Source organism: Microbacterium sp. Soil_C_42 (assembly GCF_057656735.1).
In genome coordinates, this window is record NZ_JBDGJU010000003.1 from 135,580 (window position 1) to 161,415 (window position 25,836).

Genomic DNA, 25,836 nt, shown 5'->3' on the forward strand with positions numbered 1-25,836 from the left:
AGTCGGCCCCGGGAGCTTGCGCTCCCGGGGCCGACGACGTTTCAGGCGCGGATCAGATGTCGCCCTTGAAGGTGAAGGCGCGGACGACGTTGATGATGCCGAGCACGACCAGCGAGATGCCGAGGATCCACCAGAGGATCGCGACACCCCAGACCGGCGCGAAGAGCACGACGATACCGGCGATGATGCTCAGGATGGCGAAGAAGATCGACCAGCCCTTCGACGACGCGTCGCCGAGCGTCGACAGCGCGACGATGCCTTCGACGATCCACATGATTCCGATGAGGATGCCGAGGAACAGCGCGAGCCACGCGGTGGTCTGACCCAGGTTGAAGAGGGCCACGACGCCGGCGATGATGAACAGGATGCCGAGCGCGATGTGGCCGACGCGGGCCCAGCCGCCCTTGGTCTTCGAGAAGATCCCGAGACCGGCGTAGACCAGGCCGGCGGCGATCGCATAGATCGCGATGATCGCCGTGACGACCGCAGCGGTCTTGCCCGGCCAGACCAGGATCAGGATGCCGACGATGATGGCGAGGACGCCGCCGACGCCGAGCGCCGTGCGGATTCCGTTGACGGCCGACTTCTCGGCTTCGGATGCAGTGGACATGGGGGGCCTTTCTGAGAGTTCCCTGTACGTGGTGCGGCTAAAGCTTAGACCCCACATCGAACATGCAAGCGACCGTGAACGTGTGTTGCCCGATGCCCATCGCCCCGATGGGCCGCACCGCGCTAGCGTGAGCGTGCGTGACCGTGCGCGTCCGGTGCGGCGTGCAGGAGGAGGGTTTCGATGGCCGTCGTGTCGAGAGGGTTCGGAGCGCGTCGCCGCGAGAGCGATCCACGGCTTCCGCCCGGGCAGTACCTGACGGAGGATTTTCCGGTGCTCTCGGCCGGTCCGACGCCGCGCATCGAGCAGGTGGACTGGCGCTTCGGCATCCGCACCGAAGCAGGCGACGCGGTCTCGTGGACGTGGGACGAGTTCATGGCCCTGCCGATCGAGGACGTCGACACCGACATCCACTGCGTGACGCGGTGGTCGAAGCTGGGCACGTCCTGGCGCGGCGTGTCGCTCGACACGCTGCTCGACACGGTCGACACCGATGCCGAATTCGCCATGGCGCACTCCTACGGCGGCTATACGACCAACGTGCCCATGGAGGATCTGCTGGGCGGGAAGGCGTGGGTCGCTTTCGAGTTCGAGGGCGAGCCGCTCGACCCCGAGCACGGCGGTCCGGCGCGGCTGCTCGTGCCGCACCTGTACTTCTGGAAGAGCGCGAAGTGGGTGCGCGGACTCACCCTCATGCAGGACGACGAGCCCGGGTTCTGGGAGCAGAACGGCTACAACATGCACGGCGACCCCTGGACCGAGGAGCGGTATTGGTGACGGTCGGAGGCTGGCGGCCGGGCCGCGTCGCCGAGGTCCTTCCCGCGACACCGTCGGCGCGCATCCTGCGGCTCGAGGTGACCGGCTGGCCCGGAAACATCGCGGGCCAGCACGTCGACATCCGGCTCACCGCTGAGGACGGCTACCAGGCGGTGCGGTCGTACTCGCTCGGCTCATACGGTGCCGCCGAGACGATCGAACTGGCGGTCGACGAGATCCCCGAGGGTGAGGTGTCGCCGTACCTCGTGGAGGATGTGCTCCCGGGCGACGAGCTCGAGGTCAAGGGCCCCCTCGGAGGCTATTTCGTGTGGCGACCCGGGGGAGAGGCGCCCGTGCAGCTCATCGCCGGGGGGTCGGGAATCGTGCCGCTGATGGCGATGGTGCGGGCTGCGACGGATGCCGGGGCGGCAGCATCCCTCCGGCTGCTCTACTCCGTCCGGACGGCGAGAGACGCGATATATCGCGATGACCTCCAGCAGCTGGCCAAAGACGGGGGAGTGGGGGTCACGTGGCGGTACACCCGCGCGGCGCCCGACGGCTGGAAGGATCCGGTCGGGAGGCTGGACGACGACGCACTGCGCGCGGCGACCTGGGAGCCGTCGCAGGAGCCGATCGTGTACGTGTGCGGACCCACGGGGTTCGTCGAGCACGTCGCCGACGCGCTCGTCGGGTTGGGCCATGAGCCCGCCCGGATCAGGACTGAACGCTTCGGAGGTGCATGATGCGTGCCGCGAACGCCGCGAGCGTCGTCGACGGCAACGCCGCGGCGGGGATGCTGTGGGATGTGTTCGGCGCCGACGTCACCGCGCTGGTCGGCGTGTGCGGCGGATGCGGCGACGCCGCACCGCTTGCGGAGGCCGTCGTCGAGATCGACGAGACGGCGGCGATCGTCCGCTGCCGCTCGTGCACCCACACGCTCTTCACCGTGCTGCGCGACGGGGACGAGGTGCGGCTCGTGCTGGGGATGCTGCACGAGATCGCGCGGCCCTAACCCGGTGAGACGGGTCAGCCGAGCAGCAGTGTGACGAGGATCAGCACCGGGACACAGCCGATCGTCGTGAGGAACACGGTGTCGCGCGAGATCGTCTCGCCGACGTCGTAGCGCTGCGAGTAGTTGAAGACGTTCTGCGCCGTGGGCAGCGCGGCGAGCACCGTGACGATGAGCACGTCCTGCGGCGAGAGGCCGAACACGAACTCGGCGACCGCCCACGCGATCACGGGCATCGCGACGAGCTTCAGGGTCGTGGCGAGAACGATGTCGCGCCGGCGCCCCGACGATCCCAGCACGCGCTGCCCGTGCAGCGAGATGCCGTACGCGATCAGGAGGATCGGCACGCACGCGTTCGCGATGAGCATCGCCGGCTCCATCACGACGGGGGGCAGGTCGATGTCCAGTACCGACACGAGTGTGCCCAGCACGGACCCGACCACGATCGGGTTGGTCGCCACCCGGGCCACCGCGCGCCAGAGCGATGCGCGGGCGGTGGTGACAGCATCCAGGATCGCCATAGTGATCGGGGTGAACACCAGCAGCTGCATGAGGATGACCGGCGCCGGGTACGCCGCGCTGCCGAGGAGGTACAGCGACAGCGGGATGCCGATGTTGTTCGAGTTGACCTGACCTGCGCTCAGGGCGCCGATCACCGTCTCGCCGGCGGAGCGCCGCCAGAGGAGACGGGCGATGACCGCGTAGACGAGGATGACCGCCACGGCCGCGATCGCCGACACCGGCAGGAGCGCCGAGAACAGGGTATGGACGTCGGCCTGCGCGAGGACGACGAACAGCAGGAACGGCGAGAGCACGAAGAAGGTCAGGCGCGCGAGCACGGGCCGCGCGTGCTCGCCGAGCAGATCGATGCGCCCGAGGATCCAGCCCACGAGGATCGCCACGCCCACGACGACGAACCCGGTGAGCGATTCCAGCATGCTTCGAGCCTAGGAAATCGTTCCCTGGGGAGCGAATCGCGCGTCACCCTCTGACAGACTGACCCCCGCCGACACCAAGGGAGAAACGGATGCCTGAACCCCGTGACCGCGTGACCCGCAAGGCCGATCTGCTCACGGCGCTGACGGCTCCGGCGGCCGACGTCTGGGTGGCGACGGCATCGGCGGAGGCGGCACCGCATCTCGTGCCGCTGTCGCTCGCGTGGATCGAGGACCGGGCGGTCATCGCGCTGGAGGGCGGATCGGTGACGGCGCGCAACCTCGGTGCGTCCGGGGTCGCGCGACTGGCGGTCGGTCCGACGCGTGACGTCGCGATGATCGACGTCGTGCTCGAGCGGTCGGCGGGCGTGGACGACGACGCACCGCTCGGCGAGGCCTACGCGGCGCAGGCGGACTGGGACCCGCGCGGGCTCGCCGGCTACGTGTTCCTCGTGCTGCGGCCGACCCGGATCCAGGCGTGGCGCGAGTCGAACGAACTGGCGGGCCGCGTGCTCATGCGGGACGGCGACTGGGTCGTGTGACCGTGGCCGCCTTTGAGGACACGGCGCTGGCGCGCATCCATGCGTCCGACGAATCGGTCGACCCGAAGCAGATCGAGCGGATGATCGTCGCGCAGACGCTGTTCATCCGCGAATCCGCCGGATGACGACGGATGCTGCGACCCCCGGTGCCTGACGGAACTACAGCGGTGTAACACGATCAGGGAAAGTCATCCGGTTGACACTGACTCGTCTGCGCGGCGATTCAGCGCGCGGGCAGGAGCGCGTGGGCGAACTTCGGTGGTGGACCCCTTCTGGGAACCCCTTCTGGCGCGGGGGCCCGGAAGGGGTTCCGTTCGCGCGCCTTCTCCGTTGCGCCGATAATGCACATTATGTCAACTCCAGACGACATCTTCGCGTCTGATGCGAATTGACCTCTCCCCTCGACCTCCTTTGTTTGGCGTCGAACGAGCCCGCTCGTCGGTGGCTACTCCCGCAGGTTCCGGCGTCCTGGTTATGGAACACGCAGTCCACTAACGTCGTCCGCATGGACCGCGCCGCGAAGATTGCTGCTGGGATCTCCGTGCTCGTCATCGCCGGACTCGTCGCTGTCGCCGCACCAGCCGTCGCGACAGCCACGGGCGCGTTGTCAGAGTTGGCACTGTTCAGCCCGGGTGGTGAAGCCGAGCCCGCATCTGCGGCGCAAGCTGACGATGTCGTTGCCGCGGAGGAGGATGTCGTTGCCTCTGAGAAGGAACCCCTGATCTCTGCGGGCAACGGGACCTGGTTCTCGGCGGAGGGTCCCGGCGACTGTGCAACGAACGCAGCGATCCACCCCTACGGCGCGCACGACCCCAGCGCGAGACTGGCGGGAGAGCTGACCGATATGGGCGTGACGGCGTCCGCGTCCGGCGAGGTTGGGTACACCGCTGACGGCCTGATCGAGACGTACACTGTCGCGCCCGGTGACTCGCTGATCGCCATCGGCGAGCGATTCTGCGTCGACTACGTCACGGTCGGCGCGTACAACGACCGCTTCGGCTCGAAGGTGATCCAACCAGGCGACGTTCTCGTCCTGCGCCCGTAGCACTGCCTGTATGACGATGGCACCTCCCGCCACCTCCCCAGACGCGACGCCATTCACATTCCGTGACGTCACGCTCCACACGCTGACGGTCTGGGTGACGTTCATGGTTCTCTCCCTGGCATACGGCTCCATCAGATATCCGGACACGTTCCGTGACACCGGGGTGTACCCCCTCCTCGCCTACACGGCCGTCGTCTACGCCGTCATCGCATTGGCCCTCACCTGGCTTGGCGCGCCGTTCGCGTGGCTGCTCGGGTGGGCGCTGCGCAGGGTTCGCCGTCGCTGGGTTCACGTGGTCGCGTTCGGCCTGCTCGGTTTCGTTGCGGCCGCCGTGGTCGCGTTGGCTGCAGCGGCTGGAGCGCCGCTCGCCGAGCCGATCCAGCTTCTCGCGCTGTTCTTCGCCGCGGTCTGCGGCGGGTGCACCGCGTTCGCGCGCTGGGTGGCCTTCCGTCTCCGTAGCCGGCGCGAGCGCGTGTCCGAACGGACGGGCGTGAGCGCAGGCGAAGTCGCAGGCTCATAACGATCTCCTCGCGCGAGGCCCGATCGGCCCGAGACTGGGCTCCATGCGACGCCTCGCCTCTTCGATCGTCGCGGCCGCACTGATTCTCGCGCTCACTGGCTGCACATCGTTTCCGATCCCGTTCGCGTGCCCCGCGATCGGGTACAGCAGCGCCGCATCGATCCAGCTGTCAGCACCCACAGCCGGGCTGAGCCTTGAGCTCTGCAGCGGGGAGGATTGCACACCGGGGCCTGTCGAGGAACCAGTCGAGGTCGGATCCACGGCGACACCTCTCGCAACCGGGATATTCGGCCTCGAAGGCGACAGCATCGCTGGGTGGACCGCAACACTGCTCGACTCCCCGCGCTGATGGGATACCGCGTCTCTGACGCCGCCGGGGCGATCGTCCAGGAGAGCATCCTCGACCTCGACTGGGTACGCATCGACGGCACCGAACAGTGCGGCGGCAATCGGCACGCCGACGTCGTCATCGAGCTGTAGCTCCCGTGAGCACAGGTCGAATGCGGGGCCAGCGAGCTTCGCGTGGACGTCAGCGCATCAGCTCAAAGCGTCGCGCGAGGCCATGTCGCGCTTATCAAGGAAGGCCGCAACTTCGTCGGCGTTGAGCATGCTGTGTCGTGTGCACGCGCTGGATGCGGACGACACGGTAACTGTCAAGGGCGGCCGCCGACTCCACACGCTGGAAGCTCGCGACGCGGCGCCGAGCCTCCCGGCGGCCCGGTTCGACGGCGTCGACACGCGGTTCGGCCTGGAGGGCATATGAGCTTCTCCCCCGCCGAGAGGTTTTCGAGCGGCGGATCCACCGTAGCGGCGCGGTCGGCGTGAGGATCGCTGGAGGCGCGATCAGACGTCTTATCTTCGATCAACCTTCACGTCAGATCTATGCATAATCGAAGAGATGTACTAAACTCGACTCATGGAAGCCCTCTCGCCGACCGTGGAACATGTGGGCCATGCGTTCGTGCTCAGGGAGTTGTTCGCGGACGCGGAATCAGCGCAGTTCGAGATGAACCGGCGTGCGGCGCGGCAGAGCGAGCATCTCGCCGAGGTGCTCGACTTCGCGCGCGCACATCCTGAGCTGTACGTGAACGTGGACTTCGATCCGCGCCTGACCGGAGGATTTCCATCGCTCGGCGGCGATGCCACGCTGGCGGAGCGGTGCGCAGCTCTCGAGGCGTCTTCGCGGCTGCGGCTCACGGAGGGCGAAGTGCGGTCGTCGGCGGCCGTGGCGCAGCGGGCGCTCGCGCAACTCCCCCGCGTTTGGCAGGCCGCGCGCGATGGGCTGATATCGATCGCCCATGTGAAGGCCGTACTCGCCCAGTTGCCGCTCATCGAGCGCGTGCCCGATGCGAGCGGCGGGTTCGATGAGCTGATGCGCGATATCGCCGTGTCGTCCACCGTCAGCGGCACCCGCCGGCAGGCTCGCCTGGTCGCCGACCGGGTGACGGCGTGCACCCGCACGCAGCGGCACGCAGCCGCCTTCGCTCGACGCACGGTGTACGTCGAGGACGTCGCTGACGGCATGTCGTGGGTATATGCGATGGTCACAATAGATCGTGCACAGGCTTTCGACCGCGAGCCCTCGCTGACGGCGAAGCAGATGCCTGCGGTCGAGCGCGACGGTCGCACGACAGGGCAGATCCGTGCGGATCTGTTCGCTGACATGTTGATCGGCGGCGACGTCACTCGAGTGAAGTCGAAGGTGCTCGTGACCGTTCCTCTCGACCGGCTCGTTCCCGCGGCGAGGGCGAGCGTGCGCCTCCCGGCGATCTCCACCGAGGTGGCGGGTCTCGATCTGAACAGTGACTGCCTGATCCCCGGACTCGGAGCGATCGACGATGCCACCGCCCGGCAGATGCTCCTCGACGCCGGCGCATTCACAAGGGTGATCACCGACCCGGTCGCCGGCGTCATCCTCGATATGGACCGGCGAGCCCGCAAGGCCACCCGTGCGCAACGAGAATGGCTGGCTCTGGTGCATGGCACGTGCGCACGCGACGGCTGCGACCGCCTCGCGATCGACGGAGACATCGATCACCATTGTGCCTTTCACGGTCCTGGTCGCGGCGAAACCGACATTGCGAACCTCGATCCGCTGTGCGACCCCGACCACGCGCTGAAAGACACCACGCTGCTCCGGCATCAGAGGCGGGAGGACGGCAGCATCGAGGTCGAGTTTCCCAGCGGGCATCACACCACGAACCCGTTCGCGGGCCTGCGAGAACGCGTCCGCGCGTTGCTCGACCGGATCCCCGAACCGCCGGAGAACCCGCCCTTCTGACATCCGGTACGGCACGATCGAATCGAACCGGGATAGTCGGGCGCGTCCGTGCGCGCCCGACGAGGCTGGTGTGGAAGGAGGAACCGTGATCGCGATTCTCAACCGGGTGATCGAGCTCGTCGAAGCCGACCTGTCGGACGACGTCGACGTCGCCGGGCTCGCCGCCGGCCTCGGCACCACCGAGTACCACGTACGCCGCATGTTCTCCTCGCTCGCTGGCATGCCGCTGTCGGAGTACATCCGCCGCCGGCGGATGACCGTCGCTGCCGCTGATGTGCTCGGCGACGGCGAGATGCTCGACATCGCGGTGCGCCATGGCTACGGCTCCACCGAGGCGTTCGGTCGTGCGTTCCGTGCGGTGCACGGGGCGAGCCCTGCTGAGGTGCGCCGCGACGGCGGTCCCCTTCGATCGCAATCGCAGCTCAGGTTCCGCCTGACCGTACAAGGGAGCACACCCATGGACACCCGTATCGCCGACCGACCGGCCTTCCTGCTGATCGGTCGTGCCGCACGCGTGCCCCTCATCCACCAGGGGGTCAATCCGCACATCCAGGCCCACATCGCCGCTCTGCCCGTCGCCGAGCACGCGCGGCTCAAGGACCTCAGCAGTACCGAGCCCGCGGGGCTGCTGCAGGTGAGTGTCGACATCGACCCCGACTACATCGAGGGCAGCGAGCTGACCTACCTCCACGGTGTCGCGGTCGGTGAGGACGTCTCCCCGCCCGATGATCTCGATGTGATCGAGGTTCCGGCCGGCGCGTGGGCGGTCTTCCGCACGGAAGGCCCATACCCCGCCGCACTTCAATCGACCTGGGCCGCAACGGCGAGCGACTGGTTCCCGTCCAACCCCTGGCGACTGCGGCCGGGTCCGTCGATCGTGGCGGTGCTCGACCGCTCCCCTGACTTCAGCACGGCGACGTGCGAACTGTGGTTGCCGGTCGAGCGCGAGCAGTGATCGGGTCGGTCTTCCGGCGGGTTCAGAGGGACGCCGCGAGGATCGACTCGACGACGTCTGGCACGGCGTCGTGATCCGGGAGGGCGCCCGACGCTCCCGCCGACAGGAGGTAGGCGCTGCCCGCGAGCGCCAATGCCAGAACGGGGACGTCGGCGTCCTTCCGGATCCACCCGACCTCGCGTCCTGCGGCCAGGACGTCCGCGACCGCGGTCGTCGCATCGCCGAGCAGCGGAATGCCGGGCGAACCATTGCCGACACGCCGACGCACCCCGTCGCGGCCGATGACGAGGCTCACGAGCCCGAGCATCGTCGGTGTGAAGGTCTGCTCGATCACATCCGTGGTCGCAGCCGCGGCGGAGTCCGCCACACGCGGCTCGATCGCCTGGATGCGGACGGCCTCGTCAGCCACGAGGGCTGCGACGTAGGCGTCGAAGTCCTCGAAGTGGCGATGCAGCACACCCTTGGCGACGCCGGACGCCTTGGTCACCGACCTGCTGGTGAGCGCGTCGGCCCCGTGTGCCGCGAGAACTTGCCGTCCTGCATCCAGCAGGACGCGGCGAGCATCCTGAAGCGCGTGACCGGTGGGCATCCGACCTCCAATGGGCGACCGCCCATTCAAAGTGGGCGCGTGGTCACTCTACCTCTGGAGCAAGCCGTCGCCGCACTTCGGACATGTCGCACACCGAGCAACGCTCCGATGAGTCGGACGCGCAGCAGCACTAGCGACCGGCCGTCTCCGCCGGACGGTGAACCGTTACGTCGACCGCGTCCCCGCGGAGTTGGAACCTGATGATCGTCCCGTCGGGAAGTCCCTCGGCGAAACTGTCGTTGTACACCGGCCACGCGCCGACGTCGACGATGAGGTCTGCCTCCTGAGGAGTGCACGCGCTCCCCTGAAGGTAGTCTGTCGACGGCTCGACGATGAAGAGGCAGGGGGTGCCCAGCGAGTCCGAGGCGAACCAGGGTTGGAGCCCTCGGAACTCCTCGTATGGTTTCAGCGTGGCCGGTTCGACCTCGACGGACGAGTAGTCCAGGAGACTCGTGATATTCCACGGTGTCTCGCCGTCGGTTCGTTGGAGCGTGGCGTCGGGGTGCGGGCTCAAGACCCACCCGACTCCGTACGCGATGGCGAGTCCGATCCCGGCGGCGATCCAGACCATGCCCCACCGGGACGGCATTCCCCGTCGCCGCGACGCCGCACCGCGGGCGGCGTCCTGCGCTGTCTCGGCCATCACCCGACCCCCTCCGACACCAGCACATGGACGTCGACGGCGTCCGCGCGCAGGAAGAAGCGCAGTACCTGGCCTTCGGGGAGAGCGCGTCGGACGTCGTCGCCGTGGTGGACGTCCCAGTGCATGTCCATGAACAGGTCGGCACTTGTCGGCATGCACCGCCGAGCGACGACGTCTTCCGTGGTCCGATGCACCCCGATCAGGCAGGGCGACCCGAAGACGTTCCTCGCCGACCACACTTCGACCTCCAGGTAGGTCCCGAATGCGCGCAACGTCGACAGGTCGATCTGCATGTCCGAGATCCCCTCCGCGTTCGGGCCGAGTCGCGGGCCCTCTGCTGCCAGGAGCGTCAAGAGCGGGTCGTCGGGCTCGGCGCCGGTCGGATGCATGACGGCGTCCGGCGGCGGCTCCCATGCCACGACGACCGCGGCGAGGACGCCGGTCAAAGCGATCGCCGCGCCGACTGCCGGAGCGACGAGTCCCCATCGGCGCGTCGGCGCGGAAGGGGCCTTCTTCGGCGGGGGCGACGGCGGCTCCGTCGTGAGAATCGCGGTGACCGTCGGCGCGGGCTCAGGCGTCCCGGCGAGTGGCACCGCCATGGGTTCGATGGGATCACTCGACCCGTGCTGCGCGGCCTCGAGCTCGATCAGTCGGGCCAGTGCCGCCGGGTCTTCCTCGATGTCGGGGCGGGGGCCGTACGCGCGCTTGCGCAGTTCGGTGAGCTCGCCGCCGGTGTCGGAGCCGATCGCGGGTTCGTCCATCCAGGCCACCCCCCAGAGGAAGCCTTCGGCGGCTCGGGCTCGTCAAGGAAGTGCCTCGGCCGTCGAGTTCGTGCGTGTCGGGTGACGCTCCGCGGCCTGCTGGATGCCGGGGATCGCTGGGGTCATTGTCCCGCGAAACCGCGCGGAGTGCGAGACCACCTCCGAACACCCGCGCACATGACTCCGGCTGCGGGCACCGCAGCGCCCGCAGCCGGAAAGTCGTTCAGAGACCGGCGGCGTCGTCCGTCGTGCTCGTGCTCCGGCGGGTGACCTGCTCGTTGACGTTGGGGTCGACCGCGGTGCGCGTGACGGACTCCGTGCGGCGGCGACGCGCCAGCAGCACGATGCCGATCAGGAAGATGACGGCTCCGGCACCCATGAGGATGTAGCCGATCATGTCGAGATTCACCCACTCGACCTCCACGTTCACCGCGAACGCGAGGATCGCTCCGATGGCGAAGAGGGCGATGCCTGCTCCGATACTCATGCGAGGTGTCCTTTCCGGGGCACGGCGAGCGGCCCTCCCCTGTATCGGGACGAGTGGTCCCGCCCCTACGCTCCCGCATCCCACCCGTTTCAGGGAGGGGGTTGACAGGCGACGGATGCTGCCGCCCTGCCCTGCTCGGCTCAGACTGCACGACTGCCCGGTGAGTGGGCGGGCGCGGGCGGCAGCATCCGTCGCGGTGACTACTGTGGAAGGGTGCACAGTCTGTCCCGTCCTCGCGCGACGGGGCCGGGAGCATATGCCTGGGTGATCTGGTCGGTCGGCGTCGCCGCGTACGTCCTCGCGATCACGAACCGCTCGTCGCTGAGCGCCGTGGGCGTGGATGCTGCCGCGCGCTTCGACGCGGATGCCGCGACGCTGTCGATGTTCGCGGTGGTGCAGCTGGCGGTGTACGGCGGGATGCAGATCCCGATCGGCGTCCTTCTCGACCGGTACGGCGCGCGGCCGATCATGACGGTCGGGATGCTGCTGATGGCGGCGGGACAGCTCACCATGGCGATCTCCCCCAGCGTCGGCGTGGCGATCCTCGCGCGCATGCTGCTGGGGGCCGGAGATGCGGCGATCTTCCCGGGCGTGCTGCGCCTGATCGCGACGTGGTTCCCCGCGCAGCGCGGCCCGATCATGGTGCAGCTCACCGGCATCGTGGGCCAGGCGGGGCAGCTGGTGGCGCTGATCCCGCTCGCGGCGCTCCTGCACGCCACCAGCTGGACCATCACGTTCGGCAGCATCGCCGGGCTCGGCGTGCTGTTCGCGATCCTCGTCTTCCTGCTCATCCGCAACCACCCGCCCGACCGCGACGAGGACGTGTCGGTCGACACCGACACGGGCGCGATCCGGGTCGTGACGTCGTCGGTCGACACAGGGGTCGGCATCCGCGCGGCCTGGGCGCACCCGGGCACCCGCTTGGCCTTCTGGTCGCACTTCACCACGCCGTTCGCGGGAACCGCGTTCGTGCTGCTGTGGGGCATGCCGTTCCTCACCGCGGGCGAGGGGCGCACGACAGCCGAGGCCGCGTCGATCATGTCGCTGTACGTCGTGGTGGGCATGGCGCTCGGACCCATCATGGGCGAGCTGTCGCGACGCATCCCGCATCTGCGGTCGCGCGCGCTCGTGCTGCCCACCGTCGCCGTGCAGGCGGTCGCCTGGCTCGTCGTGATCGCCTATCCGGGACCGGCGCCGCTGTGGCTCCTGCTCGCGCTCGCCGTGGCCCTCGCGACCGGCGGACCCGCGTCGATGATCGCGTTCGACCACGCCCGCACGCACAATCCGTCGCACCGCCTCAGCACCGCTACCGGGGTGACGAACGCGGGCGGATTCCTCGCGGCTCTCCTCGCGATCCTCCTCATCGGCCTCGCGCTCGACCTGCAGGGTGCGGGAACGCCCGCGACGTACAACCTGGACGCCTTCCGCGTCGCGTTCCTGATGCAGGTGCCGCTGTGGGCGCTCGGCAGCATCTTCATCGTCATCGAGCGCAAGCGCACGCGGATCCGCCTCGGAATGGACCCGCCCCGCGCGCCGCGCCGCCCGCGCGGCTGAGCGCCCGGGTGGAGGCATCCGCTCGATACTGTGTCCCTGTCCGGGTCGGATGAACTGCCCGGATCGAAAGGATGCCCGTGTCCGATCCCCTCGTCATCGCGCCGGAGGTGCGGGACGCCGTCGCCTCGGGCGATCCCGTGCTCGCGCTCGAGTCCACGATCTTCACGCACGGCCTGCCGCGCCCACGCAATCTCACGGTCGCCCTCGAGGCCGAGGCCCGCGTCCGGGCGCTCGGCGTCGTGCCGGCGACGATCGGCCTCGTCGACGGACGACCTACGGTGGGCCTGTCGCCCGACGAGATCGAGCGCCTCTCGACCGCCGACGGTGTCGTGAAGGCGAGCGTGCGCGACGTGCCCGTCGCCGTGGTCAAGGGGCTCAGCGCGGGGACGACCGTGGCCGCGACCGCGCACCTCGCGGTGCGGGCAGGCCTGCGGGTGTTCTCGACCGGCGGGCTCGGCGGCGTGCACCGCGGAGCCGCGCAGACCTTCGACGAGTCCGCCGACCTGCCGACCCTGGCGGGGCTTCCGCTCGTGGTGGTGAGTGCCGGCGTCAAGTCGATCCTCGACATCGCGCTCACTCTCGAGCGGCTCGAGACGCTGAACCTCGCCGTTGTCGGCTACCGCACCACCGACTACCCCGGCTTCTACGTCGGCGACTCAGGCTACGACGTCCAGTACTCGGTGGACTCCCCCGCCGAGATCGCCGCGATCGCGCGCACCCGCGACGCGCTGGGCATCTCGTCGACCCTGTTGGTCGCGAACCCCGTCGGCGCCGATCGCCAGCTCGACCCGGCACTGCACGACGACGTGCTGACGCGGGCGCTCGCCGCGGCCGACGCGCAGGGGGTGACGGGACACGACACGACACCGTTCCTGCTCGACTTCTTCCAGCGTGAGACGGCAGGGCGGAGCCTGGACGTGAACGTCGCGGTGTACCGGGGCAACGTCGACCTCGGCGCCCGCATCGCGCGGGCGCTCGCCGGCGACGACTGATGCTCGTCGTCATCGGCGACCTCGTCGCCGACCTCATCGTCCTCGGCGGCGCGACGCTCGAGCGCGGCACCGACAATCCCGCCGAAGTGCGTCTCACACGGGGCGGAAGCGCCGCGAACGTCGCAGCGGCGGCTGCGGCGCAGCATCCGTCCCGCTTCATCGGCCGTGTCGGCGATGACACGCTCGCCGTCGCGCTCGTGGGCGAGCTCGAGGCCGCCGGCGTCGACGCCCGGGTGCAGCGGCACGGTCGCACCGGCTCGATCGTCGTGCTCGTCGACGCCGTGGGCGAGCGCACCATGATCACCGACCGCGGCGCGGCAGCCGAGCTCGACCGCATCGATCCGGAGTGGATGTCCGGCGCCGAGTGGGTGCATCTGCCGCTGTACGGCTTCGCGGCGCCCCGCTCGGCGCGGGCGGTGACGGATGCTGCGATCCACGCGGCAGCGCGGGGCGCCCGCGTGAGCCTCGACCTGTCGAGTGTCGCGACGATGCGCGCGCTGGGCCGCGAACGGCTGCGTCGCCTGCTGGAGGAGCTCCAGCCCGATGTCGTCTTCGCGAACGCGGACGAAGCGGCCGCAGCGGACGAGCTCGGGGTCGCGCCGGCGGGCGTGTACGTCGTCAAACGCGGCGCGGAGCCCGTGCACGTCTGCGCGGGCGGCGAGACGACCGCGGTGCCCGTCGACAGGGTCGACGACGTGATCGACTCGACGGGCGCGGGCGACGCCTTCGCCGCGGGGTACATCGTGGCGGCGCTGGCCGGTGCCGGCCCACGTGAGAGCGCCCGGGCGGGCAGCGTGCTCGCGATGAGCGCGCTGCGCCGCCCGGGCGCGCTGTGACGGCGCTCAAGCGCTCTGGAGGCGCTCCAGCACGCGCTCGATGTCGTCGATGAACGAGTTGTAACCGGCGATCGTCGCGGCGACCTGCTCGTCGGAGAAGTCGCTGCGGTCCTGGCGGATGGTGAGCACCGTGCCGTCGCCGGACTCTTCCAGGTCGAAGAGCACGGGCAGCCCCGCGTCGTCGCCGGGCTGGTCGGTGAGCGTCATCGCGAGGTGCGAGGGCGGCTCGACCACCTTGTACTCCCCCGCCCAGTCGATGCGGTTGCCGTCGGGCAGCAGCATCACGGCGCGGAAGGCGCCGCCGGGACGCACATCCATCGTGAGGCTTTCCTGCGGCACCTCCACGGCCGCGGTCCCGAACCACACGGCGAAGTGCTCGGGCTTGGTCAACGTCTCGAACACCAGCTCCCGGGGAGCCTGCAGGGTGCGGGTGACGGTGAAGTACTCACTCATGGTCGTTCTCCTTCTCAGTGGGTGCGGCGGGGCCGCCGGTCGGTGTCGTGCGAGGAGCGCCGAGCTGCTGCAGGGCGTTGAGGTACTGATCGAGGGCGCCGAGACTGTCTTCCCAGAACTGCGCATAATCGCCGATCCAGACGGATGCCGCCGCCAGCGGTCGCGCGTCGAGCCGGGCCGGCCGGTACTGGGCGTTGCGGCCCCGCGTGACGAGCCCCGCTCCCTCGAGGACGCGGAGGTGCTTCGACACGGCGGCGAACGTCATGTCGAACGGCTCGGCGAGCTCCCCCACCGTCGCCTCGCCTTCGCTCAGTCGTGCGAGCATCGCGCGACGGGTCGGGTCGGCGAGGGCCGCGAACGTGCGGCTCAGCGCATCGGTCATCTCGCCTCCGTATTCAACTGATCAGTACAGTACTACTTGGTTGAATAAGGGTCAACCTCTTGTCGGAGATGCGCGCTACCGTGTCCGCATGCCTCGCGTCGTCTTCTACACCGCCACCACGCTCAACGGCTTCCTCGCCGACGACCACGACTCGCTGGAGTGGCTCTTCGCCGCACCGGGCGGCGAAGGCGGCGATGAGGACTTCCAGCGGTTCCTGGCGCGCATCGGCGTGCTGGTGCAGGGGTCATCGACGTACCGGTGGGTGCTCGAGCACGAGGACCTGGTGGCGCACCCCGAGAAATGGCCGTCGTACTACGGCGACCGCCCCACCTGGGTGTTCACGAGCAAGGAGCAGCCCGTGGTTGCGGGCGTCGACATCCGATTCGCATCGGGCGACGTGCGCGAGGCGTGGCCGCAGATCCGCGACTCGGCAGGCGACCGCGACGTGTGGATCGTCGGCGGCGGCGACCTCGCGGGCCAGTTCGCCGATGCCGGCCTCCTCGACGAGATCCGCGTATCGATCGCGCCCGCGACGCTGCCGTCGGGAAAGCCCCTCCTCCCCCGCAGCCTCGGCGCCGACCGGCTGAAGCTCACCGCCGTGCGGCAGGCCGGGGCCTTCGCCGAGCTCACATACGCGGTGACACGGGTCGATGCGGCCGCGCCGTGATCGTCGCTCAGCGGGCGGTCGGGGCGATCTCGGTCCACTGACCGTACTTGGGTTCGCGGCCGTCACCGGATGACGTGCCCGCCAGACGCCGCCGCACCCACGGGCCGACGTGCTCGCGGTAGTAGGCGGCGCCACGGGGACCCATCGGGGGCAGGGGCGGCTGCGACCACCACTCCGGCACCGGCTCGACGCCGAGTGAGCTCAGCACACGCGCGGCGACGCGGTGGTGTCCGCGTGCGTTCATGTGCAGGCGGTCCTCGGACCAGTACGGCGGCGTCGCCAGCTCCTCGTCGAACCAGTTGTACGCCTGCACGACGTCGGCGCGGGTGGCGAGATGCGCCTCGACGGCGTACGACAGGAGGTCGCCGCGTCGCTGGATCACCCGCTTCAGCGGCAGCTGGGACGTCGGATTCGCCCCCGAGAGCACGATGAGCTGGACGCCCTCCTCGTCGCAGCGGCGCAGCACCGTCTCGAAGGCGGCGAGCACGTGGGCGACGCTCGTGCGGGGGCGCAGCATGTCGTTGCCGCCGCCGTTGAACGACAGGTGCGTCGGCTCGAGCGCGAGCGCCGGCTCGAGCTGCTCCTCGACGATGGGCCACACGAGCTTGCCGCGGATCGCGAGGTTGGCGTACTCGACGCTCTCGCCGGTGGTGTCCGCCCAGCCCTGTGCCACCAGGTCGGCCCAGCCGCGCACGTGTCCGTCGGGGAGCTCGTCGCCCACGCCCTCGGTGAAGGAGTCGCCGATCGCGACGTATCGAACGGATGCCACGGCCTCAAGCCTACGTCCGGCTCAGCGTGCGGCCGGTCATCGTCAGCGGTCGTCGAGCGCGACGCCGCGCCGGTCCACGAGCCCCCACGCCGCCGCGGCAGCCACCGCGAAGAAGACCGCGAACACGACGAACAGCACGGGGGCACCACCCGCGACGAGCAGCGGGGGCACGACCAGCGGGGCCACGATCGATGCGATGCGCCCGACGCCGGCCGCCCAGCCCGAGCCGGTCGCACGCAGCGACGTCGGGTACATCTCGGGGGTCACCGCGTACAGGGCCCCCCACGCGCCGAGGTTGAAGAATGACAGGGCCATGCCGGCAGCGATGACCCCGCCCGCCCCGGTGGCGGTGCCGAAGAAGATCGCCGACATCGCGGAACCCACGAGGAAGACCGAGAGCGTCGCACGGCGCCCCCACACCTCGATCAGCCACGCGGCCACCGCGTAACCGGGCAGCTGCGCGAGCGTGATGATCAGGGTGAAGCCGAACGACCGCACGAGGTCGTACCCCTGCGCCACGAGGATCGACGGGATCCAGATGAACGCGCCGTAGTAAGAGAAGTTGACGCAGAACCACACCAGCCACAGGCAGGCCGTGCGCACGCGGAACTCGGCCGACCACAGCGTGCCGAGTCGCTGCCCCAGCGAGGTCGCCGCGGCGGGAGGAGCCATGGGCCGCCCAGACGCGGCCACGGGCGCGGCACCGCCGGCATGCTCGAAGGAGCGCACGATCGACTCCGCCTGGCTGAAGCGCCCGCGCCGCTCGAGCCAGCGCGCCGATTCGGGCAGGCCCCAGCGCACGACGAGCGCGTACGCCGCGGGGATCGCGCCGAGCGCGAACGCCCAGCGCCACCCGTTCTCCGATGCGGGGATCACGAAGTAGCCGATGAGCGCCGCCAGCGTCCACCCCACGGCCCAGAAGGCTTCGAGGATCACGATCAGGCGCCCCCGCATGCGCGCGGGAGCGAACTCGCTCACGTACGTGCTCGCCACAGGCAGCTCGGCGCCGAGCCCCAGACCCACGAGGAACCGCAGCACGAGGAGTGCGGCGAGGCCGCCGACGAGCGCGCTCGCACCCGTCGCGACCCCGTACACGAGGAGCGTCAGCGCGAACACCTGGCGGCGCCCGAACCGGTCCGCGAGGAGGCCGCCCACGCTCGCACCGATCGCCATGCCCACGAACCCGACGGACGCGATCCAGCTCGCCTCGGTCGGCGTCAGACTCCACTGCGCCGCGAGCGCCGCGATGATGAAGGAGATGAGCCCGACGTCCATCGCGTCCAGCGCCCACCCGATGCCCGATCCGGTGAGCACGCGCAGGTGCTTGCGGGTGAACGGCAGGCGGTCGAGGCGCTCCGAGAGCGTCGACGACGCGTGGGTTGCGGCATCCGTCATAGCGTCATGCTACGGATGCCGGAACCCGGGCGGGGCTCACGACAGCATGTCGCGCACGCGAGGCACGACCTCGGTGCCGAACAGCTCGATCGAGCGCATCATCTTCTCGTGCGACAGCGTGCCCGTCGAGAACTTCATGTCGAAGCGGGAGGCGCCGAGGGTCTGCACCGTGTCGGCGATCTTGCGGGCGACGGTCTCGGGCGAGCCCACGTAGAGCGCGCCTTCGGGTCCGACATCGTGCTGGAAGCGCAGGCGATTGTACGTCGGCCAGCCGCGTTCGCGCCCGATGGAGTTGTTCATCGCCTCGAAGCCCTCATACGCCTCGTCCCACGCCTGCTGATCCGTCTCGGCGACGTGGCCCGGTGAGTGCACACCGACCGGCAGTTGCGGCTGGTCGAAGGTGTCGAGCGACCGGCGGTACAGCTCGGCGAAGGGCGCGAAGCGCCCGGCGGGCCCGCCGATGATCGCGAGCATGAGGCCGTACCCGTAGCGTGCGGCACGCACCGCCGACTCCGGGGTGCCGCCCACGCCGACCCACGCGCGCAGGCCGTTCTCGGTCTTGGGGAACACGTCGGCGGCGTCGAGGGACGCCCGCGGCGTGCCGTCCCAGGTGACGGGCTTCTCCGTCAGCAGGTGTGAGAAGAGGTCGAGCTTCTCGTCGAACAGCGTCTCGTAGTCGCGCAGGTCGTAGCCGAACAGCGGGAAGGACTCGATGAACGACCCCCGGCCGAGGATGACCTCGGCGCGGCCGTTCGAGACCGCGTCCAGGGTCGCGAACCGTTCGAAGACGCGCACCGGGTCATCGCTCGAGAGCACGGTGACGGCGGTGCCGAGGTGGATGCGCTCCGTGCGCGCCGCCGCGGCCGCGAGCACGATCTCGGGACTGGACACGGCGAACTCGCGCCGGTGGTGCTCCCCCACTCCGAAGAACGACAGCCCGACGCGATCGGCCAGCACCGCCTGTTCGACGACATTGCGGATCGTCTGTGCGCCGCTGATCAGCTCGCCGGAGAGGTCGCGGGTCACGTCGCCGAAGGTGTCGAGTCCGAGCTCGATGGTGGCGGGATCGACAGAGGTCATGTGTGCTTCTCCTTCTATGCGCTTGCATGAACCGGCGGAGTGCGCGCGGCATTCCCGAGACGCCCGGACCCCGCGAGCGTAGCGTGGTGGGATGATCCCCTTCGCGGATCGCCGGTCCGCCGGGCGCGAGCTCGCCGCAGAGCTCGAACGATGGCGGGGAACGGATGCCGTGGTCCTCGGCATCCCGAGGGGCGGCGTGGTCGTCGCCGCAGAGGTCGCCGAGGCGCTCGGACTCGACCTCGACGCGGTCGTCGTGCGCAAGCTCGGCGCCGCGGGCCATGAGGAGTACGCCGTGGGCGCGATCGCCGACGGCGTGCGCATCGTCACGCCCGGCGCGATGCGGTGGGCGGGGATGTCGCCGGAAGACCTCGAACGCGTGGAGGCGGCGGAGCGCGACGAACTGGCACGGCGGACGGATGCCTTCGGCTCGGCGTCCGTCGATATCTCGGGGCGGACCGCGATCGTCGTCGACGACGGCGTGGCCACCGGCGCGACCGCGATCGCCGCGTGCCGCGCGCTGCGCGCCCGCGACCCGGAGCGGATCGTGCTGGCCGTCCCGGTCGCCCCGGAGCGGTGGGAGCCGCCGGCGGACGCCGTGGACGGGTTCGTGTGCCCGTACCGCGAAGCAGACTTCTGGGCCGTGGGCGAGTACTACGACGACTTCCGCCAGACGACGGACGCCGAGGTCGTGGCGCTGCTGCGCCACGACCCCGGCGACTGATCAGCGCGAGAGCGCGGACCGCAGGGTGTCGAGTCCGACACCGCCGAGGTCGAGGGCGCGCTTGTGGAACTGCTTGATCGAGAAGGCGTCGCCCTCACGCTCGGCGACCTCGTCGCGCAGCTGCTCCCAGATGCGCTGGCCGACCTTGTACGAGGGCGCCTGGCCCGGCCAGCCGAGGTAGCGGTTGACCTCGAACTTCACGAACTCGTCGGGCATGTTGACGTTGCGCAGCATGAACTCGAGCGCGAAGTCGGCGTCCCACGGGCCCTGGCCGTCGGGACGCGGCTTCTCGAGATGCACGCCGATGTCGAGCACGACGCGGGCGGCGCGCATGCGCTGGCCGTCGAGCATGCCGAGGCGGTCGGCGGGGTCCGAAAGGTAGCCCAGCTGCTCCATGAGGCGCTCCGCGTAGAGCGCCCACCCCTCGGCGTGGCCCGACGTGCCGCCGAGGAGCCGGCGATAGGTGTTGAGCTGCGCGCGGTTGTACACCGCCTGTGCGATCTGGAGGTGATGGCCGGGGACGCCCTCGTGGTAGACCGTGGTGAGCTCGCGCCAGGTGTCGAAGTCCTCGACGCCCTCTGGCACCGACCACCACATGCGGCCGGGACGCGAGAAGTCGTCGGTCGGGCCGGTGTAGTAGATCCCGCCTTCCTTGGTGGGCGCGATCATGCACTCGAGCTTGCGGATCGGCTCGGCGATGTCGAAATGGGTCTTGCCGAGCTCGGCGACGGCGCGGTCGCTGGTCTCCTGCATCCACTTCTGCAGCGCGTCGGTGCCGTAGAGCTTGCGGCTCGTGTCCTGCTCGAGGAGCGCGACGGCCTCCTCGACGGTCGCGCCGGCCTTGATCTCGTTCGCGATCGCCTCCTGCTCGGCGACCATGCGCGCGAGCTCCTCGACGCCCCACTCGTAGGTCTCGTCGAGGTCGATCGTGGCGCCGAGGAAGCGCCGTGAGTGCAGCGCGTACAGCTCGCGGCCCACGGCGTCCTTCTCCGTGGCGGCCGGGGCGAGCTCGTTCGTGAGGAACGCCGCGAGCTCGTCGTACGCCACGCGGGCGGCGTTGGCGTTGTCGGCGAGATCGCGCGCGAGCGAGGCGGGCAGCTGTCCCTCCTCGGGAGCGGCTTCGGCGGCGAAGCTCGCGAAGAAGCCGTTCTCCGCGGTGTAGCGGGCGATCTGCGTCGCCACCTCGGTGACCTGCCGGCGGGCGGGCACCACGCCCTGCGAGATGCCCTCGCGAAGAGTCGCGACGTAGCCGTCCACGGCGCTCGAGACGGCGCCGAGACGCTTCGCGATGACCGACCAGTCGTCGCTGGTCGCGGTGGGCATGAGGTCGAAGGCGGAACGGATGTTCTGCGCGTGCGAGGCGATCACGTTGAGGTCGCGCAGGTGCCACTGGGCATCGTGCAGGTCGAGCTCCAGCTGGAGCTCGCGAGAGAGATCCTCCTTGGTCACGACATCGACGTCGTCGTCGGCGGTCGCGGCATCCAGCGCGGCGAGGGTCTTTCGGCCCTCCTCCACGAGCCTCTCCTGGCCGGCGGGGCTGTAGTCGCCGAACCGGTCGTTGTACTCGGAACGACCGATGTAGGTCGCGAGCGTCGGCTCGAGTTCGGCGAGGGTGTCGACCCACGCATCAGCGATCTTGTCGATCTGCGTGGGCGTGCGGGTTTCGTCTGTCATAGCACCGAGCCTAGGCATGGGACGCGGTGCCGACAAACGAGGATCCCGGTGCCGGGAGGTGCCTCCGCGGGGCTGCGCTCAGTGGCCTGCGACGTCCCAGTCGTCGCCGCGGCCGATCTGCACGTCGAGCGGCACCGACAGCTGCGCGGCATCGCCCATCCGGCTGCGCACGATCTGCTCGGCGGCGTCCCACTCCCCTGGAGCGACCTCGATCACGAGCTCGTCGTGGATCTGCAGCAGCACGCGCGAGCCGAGCTGCTGGGCGGCGAAGTCGTCGTGGATGTGGAAGAGCGCGATCTTCATGATGTCGGCGGCGCTGCCCTGGATCGGGGCGTTGAGCGCCGCGCGCTCGGCGTTCTCTCGCAGCACGCGGTTGGGGCTCGCGAGGTCGGGGAACGGGCGCCGGCGGCCGAAGATCGTCTCGGTGTACCCGTCGATGCGCGCCTGCTCGACCGAGGAGCGCAGGTAATCGCGCACCGCGCCGAAACGGGCGAAGTACTCCATCATGAGCTGCTTCGCCTCGGCCTGCTCGATGCGCAGCTGCTTCGACAGGCCGAAGGCCGAGAGTCCGTACACGAGACCGTACGACATCGCCTTGACCTTGGTGCGCATCGCCGGTGTCACGTCCTCGGGCGCGACGCCGAAGACGCGCGACCCCACGAAGCGGTGCGTGTCTTCTCCGGAGTTGAACGCCTCGATGAGGCCCGGATCCTCTGAGAGGTGCGCCATGATGCGCATCTCGATCTGCGAGTAGTCGGCCGTGAGCAGCGTCTCGTAGCCCTCGCCGACGGTGAACGCCGAACGGATGCGGCGGCTCTCCTCCGTGCGGATCGGGATGTTCTGCAGGTTCGGATCGGTGCTCGACAGGCGGCCGGTCTGGCTGCCCGTCTGCACATAGGTCGTGTGGATGCGGCCGTCGGCTCCGCTCGTGCGGTCGCCGCCGATGGCGCTGTCGAGGGACTCGATGATCTGGCGCAGCTTCGTCGCCTCGCGGTGCTGGAGAAGCAGGTCGAGGAAGGGATGAGGGTTGGTCTCCTGCAGATCGGCGAGGACCGCGGCATCCGTCGAATAGCCGGTCTTGGTCTTGCGGGTCTTCGGCAGCTGCAGCTCTTCGAACAGCACCTCCTGCAGCTGCTTGGGCGAGCCGAGGTTCACCTCGCGGCCGATCGCCGCGTACGCCTCCTGCGCGAGCGCGTCCGCGCGGGTGGCGAGTTCGCCGGAGAACTGCGACAGCGTCGCGTGCGACACGGCGACGCCCGCGAGCTCCATGTCGGCGAGGGTGTGCAGCGTCGGCAGCTCGATGTCGGTGAGGACGGCTGCCACGCTCTCGGGGAGTTCTGCGCGCACCGCGGCTGCCACGCGCACCAGGTACCAGGACAGCTGGCCGGTCGTCGCGCCCTCGGTCTCGGGCACGAGCTGCGACGGGTCGGACTCGGGCAGCTTCTCGTCGAGGTAGCGGTCGACGAGGTCGGCGAGCGTCTTGTCGGGGAAGCTCGGACGCAGCAGCCAGCCGGCGAGGATCACGTCGAACGCGAGCCCGCCGAGGGCGAGCCCCGCACGCCGCAGCGCCTTCACCTGCGGCTTCGCGTCGGCGAAGACCTTGGGGGCATCGGAGGTGAGCCACGGTGCGAGGGCCGCCGCGAGCTCGGGGGTCCATGACGACTCGGCGGCGGCATCCGCCGTCGCGACGCCGATGCGAGCGGGGAGTCCTCCCTCGACCGCGATCGTCACCCCCAGTTCGCCGGTCGCGCTCTCGAGCCACGCGGCGAACTCTGCCGGGGCCGGCTCCTTCGCGACGGGTGCGAGCTCGGCCGCAGCCGACGTGACCGCGGCCATCTGCTGCTCGATGCCCGCCAGCTCGGCCACGCGCGGGATGAGGGTCTTGAACTCGAGACGAGAGAAGATGTCGCGCACCGCCTGCGCGTCCATCGGCTGCACTTCGAGATCCTCCGGGCCGAGCGGCAGTTCGACGTCGGTCAGAAGCCGATTGAGGCGGCGGTTGCGACGGACGTCCTCGATGTGCTCGCGCAGGTTGCCGCCCACGACGCCCTTGATCGAGTCGGCGCCCTCGAGCAGCGCGTCGAGCGAGCCGAACTGGGTGAGCCACTTCACGGCGGTCTTCTCGCCGACCTTCGGCACGCCGGGCAGGTTGTCGCTCGTCTCGCCGACGAGTGCCGCGATGTCGGGGTACTGCTCGGGCGGCACGCCGTAGCGCTCGATGACGGCGTCGCGGTCGTAGCGCTTGAGCTGCGAGACGCCCTGCACGTTCGGGTAGAGGAGCGTGACGTCGTCGTTCACGAGCTGGATCGTGTCGCGGTCGCCCGAGCACACGAGGACGTGGAACCCCTGCGACGAGCCCTGCGTCGCGAGGGTCGCGAGGATGTCGTCGGCCTCGATGTCCTCCTGCTGGAGGACGCGGATGCTCATCGCCGCAAGGCAGTCCTGCAGGAGCGGGATCTGCCCCTTGAACTCGGACGGCGTCTCGGAGCGGTTCGCCTTGTACTCGGTGTACTCGCGGGTGCGGAAGGACTGCCGGGAGGTGTCGAAAGCCACTGCCAGGTGGGTCGGCTTCTCCGCCTTGATCAGGTTGATCAGCATCGCGAGGAACCCGTAGATCCCGTTCGTGTGCTGGCCGTCCTTCGTCGAGAAGTTGTCGACCGGGAGGGCGTAGAACGCCCGATAAGCCAGCGAATGGCCGTCGACGACGAGAAGGGTAGGCTTTGCGGAGTCCGTCACCCTGCAAGCCTAGTCAGGGCCGGCGACACCCGATCTCCCGTCCCGCACCCCCCCGAAGGCGACGCATGCCCGAGCACTCCCCCTCCTCCGTCGACGGTCTTGAGTGGGCCGCGAATCGCGGCATGGGCGCGCTCGCCGAGAAGATGGGGATCGTTTTCACCGAGTTCTCCGTGGAGCGTGCGGTGGCCACGATGCCGGTGGAGGGGAACACCCAGCCGGTCGGCCTCCTGCACGGTGGCGCCTACGTGGTGCTGGGTGAATCGCTCGGCTCGATGGCGGCGAACCTGTACGCCGGCCCGGGCAGGCTCGCGGTCGGCGTCGACATCAACGCGACCCACACGCGCTCGGCGACCTCGGGCATCGTGACCGGCGTCTGCACGCCCGTCCATCTCGGTCGCACGCTCGCCGTCCACGAGATCGTCGTCACCGACGAGGCCGGCCGCCGCTGCTCGACCGTGCGCATCACGAACCACATCAAGGAACTGCCGCCCGTCTGAACCCGCACGGGAATGGGAGAAGCGGATGCCTCGTCACGAGGCATCCGCTTCTCTTGAAGTCGTGAGGGTCAGCCCTTCTTGGGCGCCAGCTGCTCGATGATCGCCTTCGCGACGTCCTGCATGGTCAGGCGGCGGTCCATCGACGCCTTCTGGATCCAGCGGAACGCCTCGGGCTCCGAGAGGCCCATCTTCTCGTTGAGAAGGCCCTTCGCGCGGTCGACGAGCTTGCGGGTCTCGAAGCGCTCGACCATGTCGGCGACCTCCGCCTCGAGCGTGATGATCTGCTCGTAGCGGGCCAGCGCGATCTCGATCGCGGGCAGCAGGTCGTTCGGCGTGAACGGCTTGACGACGTAGGCGAGGGCGCCGGCCTCGCTCGCGCGCTCGACGAGCTCCTTCTGGCTGAAGGCGGTCAGCAGCACGACCGGGGCGATGTGGTTCTTGCTGAGCTTCTCAGCCGCCGAGATGCCGTCGAGCTGCGGCATCTTGACGTCCATGATCACAAGGTCGGGACGCAGCTCGGTGGCGAGGGCCACAGCGGTCTCTCCGTCTCCGGCTTCGCCGACGACGTCGAATCCGTTGTCGCGGAGGATCTCGACGATGTCGAGTCGGATGAGCGACTCGTCTTCGGCGACCACGACGCGGCGGGGGGTGGATGCCGTCGATGCGGCGGTCTGCTCCTGCTCAGTCACCATTGAATCCTACGGTATGGTCAATCGCGGACGCGCGCCGCGGCGCGCAGGCCGGTGTGGCGGAATGGCAGACGCGACCGACTCAAACTCGGTTGCCCGCAAGGGCGTGTGGGTTCGACTCCCACCACCGGCACTCCCCTGACATCCACAAGAGCGGATGCCTCGACTCGAGGCATCCGCTCTTCGTCGTTTCACGACCCTCCGAAGATTCTCGGTATTCGGTGTTGCTAAGTACCGGTACCTAGTGTTACCGTCTACCAG

The 25,836-nt window shown here is 69.5% G+C and carries 31 protein-coding genes and 1 tRNA gene; 18 read left to right on the forward strand and 14 right to left on the reverse strand.

Annotated elements, in window-relative coordinates:
* Positions 1-52: 52 nt before the first annotated feature.
* On the reverse strand, positions 53-610 hold the full coding sequence (locus tag AC3A46_RS03460; protein WP_487663815.1) for an HdeD family acid-resistance protein: 558 nt from the start codon (positions 608-610) through the stop codon (positions 53-55).
* Positions 611-790: 180 nt separating this feature from the next.
* On the opposite strand from AC3A46_RS03460, the gene AC3A46_RS03465 reads away from it, so the two are divergent.
* From AC3A46_RS03465 to AC3A46_RS03475, 3 genes are read left to right on the forward strand one after another with little or no spacing between them, the layout of a single operon-like run.
* Positions 791-1,384, forward strand: a complete 594-nt coding sequence (locus AC3A46_RS03465) for a sulfite oxidase-like oxidoreductase (protein WP_487663816.1) — start codon at positions 791-793, stop codon at positions 1,382-1,384.
* Positions 1,381-2,106, forward strand: a complete 726-nt coding sequence (locus AC3A46_RS03470; RefSeq protein WP_487663817.1) for a ferredoxin reductase — start codon at positions 1,381-1,383, stop codon at positions 2,104-2,106. Before AC3A46_RS03465 ends, AC3A46_RS03470 begins: the two co-directional genes overlap by 4 nt.
* Positions 2,103-2,375, forward strand: a complete 273-nt coding sequence (locus AC3A46_RS03475) for a DUF6510 family protein (protein ID WP_487663818.1) — start codon at positions 2,103-2,105, stop codon at positions 2,373-2,375. The genes AC3A46_RS03470 and AC3A46_RS03475 overlap by 4 nt, the downstream gene beginning before the upstream one ends.
* A 14-nt stretch (positions 2,376-2,389) precedes the next feature.
* Here AC3A46_RS03475 and AC3A46_RS03480 read toward each other — a convergent pair whose 3' ends face one another.
* Positions 2,390-3,310, reverse strand: a complete 921-nt coding sequence (locus AC3A46_RS03480; RefSeq protein ID WP_487663819.1) for an AEC family transporter — start codon at positions 3,308-3,310, stop codon at positions 2,390-2,392.
* An 89-nt stretch (positions 3,311-3,399) separates the two neighbouring features.
* Here AC3A46_RS03480 and AC3A46_RS03485 point away from each other — a divergent pair, with 89 nt between their 5' ends.
* The 8 genes from AC3A46_RS03485 to AC3A46_RS03520 all read left to right on the forward strand — a co-directional run bounded on the left by AC3A46_RS03485 (position 3,400) and on the right by AC3A46_RS03520 (position 8,650).
* Positions 3,400-3,849 (forward strand): pyridoxamine 5'-phosphate oxidase family protein, encoded by a 450-nt coding sequence (locus AC3A46_RS03485; protein WP_487663820.1) that lies wholly within the window; start codon positions 3,400-3,402, stop codon positions 3,847-3,849.
* Positions 3,846-3,974: a hypothetical protein gene (locus AC3A46_RS03490; protein ID WP_487663821.1), complete on the forward strand. Its 129-nt coding sequence runs from the start codon at positions 3,846-3,848 to the stop codon at positions 3,972-3,974. Before AC3A46_RS03485 ends, AC3A46_RS03490 begins: the two co-directional genes overlap by 4 nt.
* A gap of 380 nt (positions 3,975-4,354) precedes the next feature.
* Entirely contained in the window at positions 4,355-4,894 is a 540-nt protein-coding gene (locus AC3A46_RS03495; RefSeq protein WP_487663822.1) for a LysM peptidoglycan-binding domain-containing protein, read from the forward strand.
* Between the two features lie 10 nt (positions 4,895-4,904).
* Positions 4,905-5,414, forward strand: a complete 510-nt coding sequence (locus tag AC3A46_RS03500; RefSeq protein ID WP_487663823.1) for a hypothetical protein — start codon at positions 4,905-4,907, stop codon at positions 5,412-5,414.
* A 315-nt stretch (positions 5,415-5,729) separates the two neighbouring features.
* A complete protein-coding gene (locus AC3A46_RS03505) occupies positions 5,730-5,894 on the forward strand; it encodes a hypothetical protein (RefSeq protein ID WP_487663824.1) in 165 nt (54 codons plus the stop codon).
* 139 nt (positions 5,895-6,033) lie between these two features.
* Complete coding sequence (locus AC3A46_RS03510) at positions 6,034-6,177, forward strand: hypothetical protein (RefSeq protein WP_487663825.1); 144 nt, start codon at positions 6,034-6,036, stop codon at positions 6,175-6,177.
* A gap of 153 nt (positions 6,178-6,330) precedes the next feature.
* Positions 6,331-7,695, forward strand: a complete 1,365-nt coding sequence (locus tag AC3A46_RS03515) for a DUF222 domain-containing protein (RefSeq protein ID WP_487663826.1) — start codon at positions 6,331-6,333, stop codon at positions 7,693-7,695.
* A gap of 85 nt (positions 7,696-7,780) precedes the next feature.
* Positions 7,781-8,650 carry an AraC family transcriptional regulator gene (locus AC3A46_RS03520; RefSeq protein ID WP_487663827.1) on the forward strand — a complete coding sequence of 290 codons (870 nt, stop codon included), beginning with the start codon at positions 7,781-7,783 and terminating at the stop codon, positions 8,648-8,650.
* A gap of 22 nt (positions 8,651-8,672) precedes the next feature.
* On the opposite strand, the gene AC3A46_RS03525 is transcribed toward AC3A46_RS03520, so the two are convergent.
* The 4 genes from AC3A46_RS03525 to AC3A46_RS03540 form a co-directional block, all read right to left on the reverse strand.
* A complete protein-coding gene (locus tag AC3A46_RS03525) occupies positions 8,673-9,239 on the reverse strand; it encodes a TetR/AcrR family transcriptional regulator (RefSeq protein WP_487663828.1) in 567 nt (188 codons plus the stop codon).
* 130 nt (positions 9,240-9,369) lie between these two features.
* On the reverse strand, positions 9,370-9,810 hold the full coding sequence (locus AC3A46_RS03530; protein ID WP_487663829.1) for a hypothetical protein: 441 nt from the start codon (positions 9,808-9,810) through the stop codon (positions 9,370-9,372).
* A 71-nt stretch (positions 9,811-9,881) separates the two neighbouring features.
* Positions 9,882-10,643 (reverse strand): hypothetical protein, encoded by a 762-nt coding sequence (locus tag AC3A46_RS03535; RefSeq protein WP_487663830.1) that lies wholly within the window; start codon positions 10,641-10,643, stop codon positions 9,882-9,884.
* Between the two features lie 223 nt (positions 10,644-10,866).
* Positions 10,867-11,130, reverse strand: a complete 264-nt coding sequence (locus AC3A46_RS03540; RefSeq protein ID WP_310246442.1) for a DUF6458 family protein — start codon at positions 11,128-11,130, stop codon at positions 10,867-10,869.
* A 264-nt stretch (positions 11,131-11,394) separates the two neighbouring features.
* Here AC3A46_RS03540 and AC3A46_RS03545 point away from each other — a divergent pair, with 264 nt between their 5' ends.
* The 3 genes from AC3A46_RS03545 (at position 11,395) to AC3A46_RS03555 (ending at position 14,512) form a co-directional block, all read left to right on the forward strand.
* Complete coding sequence (locus tag AC3A46_RS03545) at positions 11,395-12,684, forward strand: MFS transporter (protein ID WP_487663831.1); 1,290 nt, start codon at positions 11,395-11,397, stop codon at positions 12,682-12,684.
* 71 nt (positions 12,685-12,755) lie between these two features.
* Positions 12,756-13,676, forward strand: coding sequence for a pseudouridine-5'-phosphate glycosidase (locus AC3A46_RS03550; RefSeq protein WP_487663832.1), 921 nt, complete (start codon positions 12,756-12,758; stop codon positions 13,674-13,676).
* Positions 13,676-14,512, forward strand: a complete 837-nt coding sequence (locus AC3A46_RS03555) for a carbohydrate kinase family protein (protein ID WP_487663833.1) — start codon at positions 13,676-13,678, stop codon at positions 14,510-14,512. Before AC3A46_RS03550 ends, AC3A46_RS03555 begins: the two co-directional genes overlap by 1 nt.
* 6 nt (positions 14,513-14,518) lie before the next feature.
* Here the strand turns inward: AC3A46_RS03555 and AC3A46_RS03560 are convergent, their stop codons facing one another.
* Both AC3A46_RS03560 and AC3A46_RS03565 read right to left on the reverse strand, forming a co-directional pair.
* Positions 14,519-14,965 carry an SRPBCC family protein gene (locus AC3A46_RS03560; RefSeq protein ID WP_487663834.1) on the reverse strand — a complete coding sequence of 149 codons (447 nt, stop codon included), beginning with the start codon at positions 14,963-14,965 and terminating at the stop codon, positions 14,519-14,521.
* The gene (locus AC3A46_RS03565) at positions 14,958-15,347 is read right to left on the reverse strand and encodes an ArsR/SmtB family transcription factor (RefSeq protein ID WP_487663835.1); all 390 of its coding nucleotides are present in this window, start codon (positions 15,345-15,347) and stop codon (positions 14,958-14,960) included. Before AC3A46_RS03565 ends, AC3A46_RS03560 begins: the two co-directional genes overlap by 8 nt.
* An 88-nt stretch (positions 15,348-15,435) precedes the next feature.
* Between AC3A46_RS03565 and AC3A46_RS03570 the strand changes: the two genes are divergently transcribed.
* Positions 15,436-16,014: a dihydrofolate reductase family protein gene (locus AC3A46_RS03570; protein WP_487663836.1), complete on the forward strand. Its 579-nt coding sequence runs from the start codon at positions 15,436-15,438 to the stop codon at positions 16,012-16,014.
* 7 nt (positions 16,015-16,021) lie between these two features.
* On the opposite strand, the gene AC3A46_RS03575 is transcribed toward AC3A46_RS03570, so the two are convergent.
* From AC3A46_RS03575 to AC3A46_RS03585, 3 genes are read right to left on the reverse strand one after another with little or no spacing between them, the layout of a single operon-like run.
* Positions 16,022-16,783, reverse strand: coding sequence for an SGNH/GDSL hydrolase family protein (locus AC3A46_RS03575; protein WP_487663837.1), 762 nt, complete (start codon positions 16,781-16,783; stop codon positions 16,022-16,024).
* 42 nt (positions 16,784-16,825) lie between these two features.
* Positions 16,826-18,178 (reverse strand): MFS transporter, encoded by a 1,353-nt coding sequence (locus AC3A46_RS03580; protein WP_487663838.1) that lies wholly within the window; start codon positions 18,176-18,178, stop codon positions 16,826-16,828.
* A 36-nt stretch (positions 18,179-18,214) separates the two neighbouring features.
* Entirely contained in the window at positions 18,215-19,258 is a 1,044-nt protein-coding gene (locus tag AC3A46_RS03585) for an LLM class flavin-dependent oxidoreductase (protein WP_487663839.1), read from the reverse strand.
* Positions 19,259-19,349: 91 nt separating this feature from the next.
* On the opposite strand from AC3A46_RS03585, the gene AC3A46_RS03590 reads away from it, so the two are divergent.
* Complete coding sequence (locus AC3A46_RS03590) at positions 19,350-19,979, forward strand: phosphoribosyltransferase (protein ID WP_487663840.1); 630 nt, start codon at positions 19,350-19,352, stop codon at positions 19,977-19,979.
* Here the strand turns inward: AC3A46_RS03590 and AC3A46_RS03595 are convergent, their stop codons facing one another.
* A complete protein-coding gene (locus AC3A46_RS03595; protein ID WP_487663841.1) occupies positions 19,980-21,653 on the reverse strand; it encodes a DUF885 domain-containing protein in 1,674 nt (557 codons plus the stop codon).
* A gap of 78 nt (positions 21,654-21,731) precedes the next feature.
* Complete coding sequence (polA, locus tag AC3A46_RS03600; protein ID WP_487663842.1) at positions 21,732-24,389, reverse strand: DNA polymerase I; 2,658 nt, start codon at positions 24,387-24,389, stop codon at positions 21,732-21,734.
* A gap of 65 nt (positions 24,390-24,454) precedes the next feature.
* Between polA and AC3A46_RS03605 the strand changes: the two genes are divergently transcribed.
* The gene (locus AC3A46_RS03605; protein WP_487663843.1) at positions 24,455-24,886 is read left to right on the forward strand and encodes a hotdog fold thioesterase; all 432 of its coding nucleotides are present in this window, start codon (positions 24,455-24,457) and stop codon (positions 24,884-24,886) included.
* 68 nt (positions 24,887-24,954) lie between these two features.
* On the opposite strand, the gene AC3A46_RS03610 is transcribed toward AC3A46_RS03605, so the two are convergent.
* Positions 24,955-25,578, reverse strand: coding sequence for an ANTAR domain-containing response regulator (locus tag AC3A46_RS03610; protein WP_109209425.1), 624 nt, complete (start codon positions 25,576-25,578; stop codon positions 24,955-24,957).
* A 47-nt stretch (positions 25,579-25,625) separates the two neighbouring features.
* Here AC3A46_RS03610 and AC3A46_RS03615 point away from each other — a divergent pair.
* Positions 25,626-25,708: transfer RNA gene (locus AC3A46_RS03615), tRNA-Leu, on the forward strand.
* The last annotated feature ends 128 nt before the right edge of the window (positions 25,709-25,836 follow it).

Bases quoted from the DNA above. Each gene is read 5' to 3' on its own strand.
- AC3A46_RS03460 (WP_487663815.1), bottom strand. From the start codon at position 610: ATGTCCACTGCATCCGAAGCCGAGAAGTCGGCCGTCAACGGAATCCGC.
- AC3A46_RS03465 (WP_487663816.1), top strand. From the start codon at position 791: ATGGCCGTCGTGTCGAGAGGGTTCGGAGCGCGTCGCCGCGAGAGCGAT.
- AC3A46_RS03475 (WP_487663818.1), top strand. From the start codon at position 2,103: ATGATGCGTGCCGCGAACGCCGCGAGCGTCGTCGACGGCAACGCCGCG.
- AC3A46_RS03480 (WP_487663819.1), bottom strand. From the start codon at position 3,310: ATGCTGGAATCGCTCACCGGGTTCGTCGTCGTGGGCGTGGCGATCCTC.
- AC3A46_RS03485 (WP_487663820.1), top strand. From the start codon at position 3,400: ATGCCTGAACCCCGTGACCGCGTGACCCGCAAGGCCGATCTGCTCACG.
- AC3A46_RS03495 (WP_487663822.1), top strand. From the start codon at position 4,355: ATGGACCGCGCCGCGAAGATTGCTGCTGGGATCTCCGTGCTCGTCATC.
- AC3A46_RS03500 (WP_487663823.1), top strand. From the start codon at position 4,905: ATGACGATGGCACCTCCCGCCACCTCCCCAGACGCGACGCCATTCACA.
- AC3A46_RS03515 (WP_487663826.1), top strand. From the start codon at position 6,331: ATGGAAGCCCTCTCGCCGACCGTGGAACATGTGGGCCATGCGTTCGTG.
- AC3A46_RS03525 (WP_487663828.1), bottom strand. From the start codon at position 9,239: ATGCCCACCGGTCACGCGCTTCAGGATGCTCGCCGCGTCCTGCTGGAT.
- AC3A46_RS03530 (WP_487663829.1), bottom strand. From the start codon at position 9,810: ATGGTCTGGATCGCCGCCGGGATCGGACTCGCCATCGCGTACGGAGTC.
- AC3A46_RS03535 (WP_487663830.1), bottom strand. From the start codon at position 10,643: ATGGACGAACCCGCGATCGGCTCCGACACCGGCGGCGAGCTCACCGAA.
- AC3A46_RS03540 (WP_310246442.1), bottom strand. From the start codon at position 11,130: ATGAGTATCGGAGCAGGCATCGCCCTCTTCGCCATCGGAGCGATCCTC.
- AC3A46_RS03550 (WP_487663832.1), top strand. From the start codon at position 12,756: ATGCCCGTGTCCGATCCCCTCGTCATCGCGCCGGAGGTGCGGGACGCC.
- AC3A46_RS03555 (WP_487663833.1), top strand. From the start codon at position 13,676: ATGCTCGTCGTCATCGGCGACCTCGTCGCCGACCTCATCGTCCTCGGC.
- AC3A46_RS03560 (WP_487663834.1), bottom strand. From the start codon at position 14,965: ATGAGTGAGTACTTCACCGTCACCCGCACCCTGCAGGCTCCCCGGGAG.
- AC3A46_RS03565 (WP_487663835.1), bottom strand. From the start codon at position 15,347: ATGACCGATGCGCTGAGCCGCACGTTCGCGGCCCTCGCCGACCCGACC.
- AC3A46_RS03570 (WP_487663836.1), top strand. From the start codon at position 15,436: ATGCCTCGCGTCGTCTTCTACACCGCCACCACGCTCAACGGCTTCCTC.
- AC3A46_RS03580 (WP_487663838.1), bottom strand. From the start codon at position 18,178: ATGACGGATGCCGCAACCCACGCGTCGTCGACGCTCTCGGAGCGCCTC.
- AC3A46_RS03585 (WP_487663839.1), bottom strand. From the start codon at position 19,258: ATGACCTCTGTCGATCCCGCCACCATCGAGCTCGGACTCGACACCTTC.
- AC3A46_RS03590 (WP_487663840.1), top strand. From the start codon at position 19,350: ATGATCCCCTTCGCGGATCGCCGGTCCGCCGGGCGCGAGCTCGCCGCA.
- AC3A46_RS03595 (WP_487663841.1), bottom strand. From the start codon at position 21,653: ATGACAGACGAAACCCGCACGCCCACGCAGATCGACAAGATCGCTGAT.
- AC3A46_RS03605 (WP_487663843.1), top strand. From the start codon at position 24,455: ATGCCCGAGCACTCCCCCTCCTCCGTCGACGGTCTTGAGTGGGCCGCG.
- AC3A46_RS03610 (WP_109209425.1), bottom strand. From the start codon at position 25,578: ATGGTGACTGAGCAGGAGCAGACCGCCGCATCGACGGCATCCACCCCC.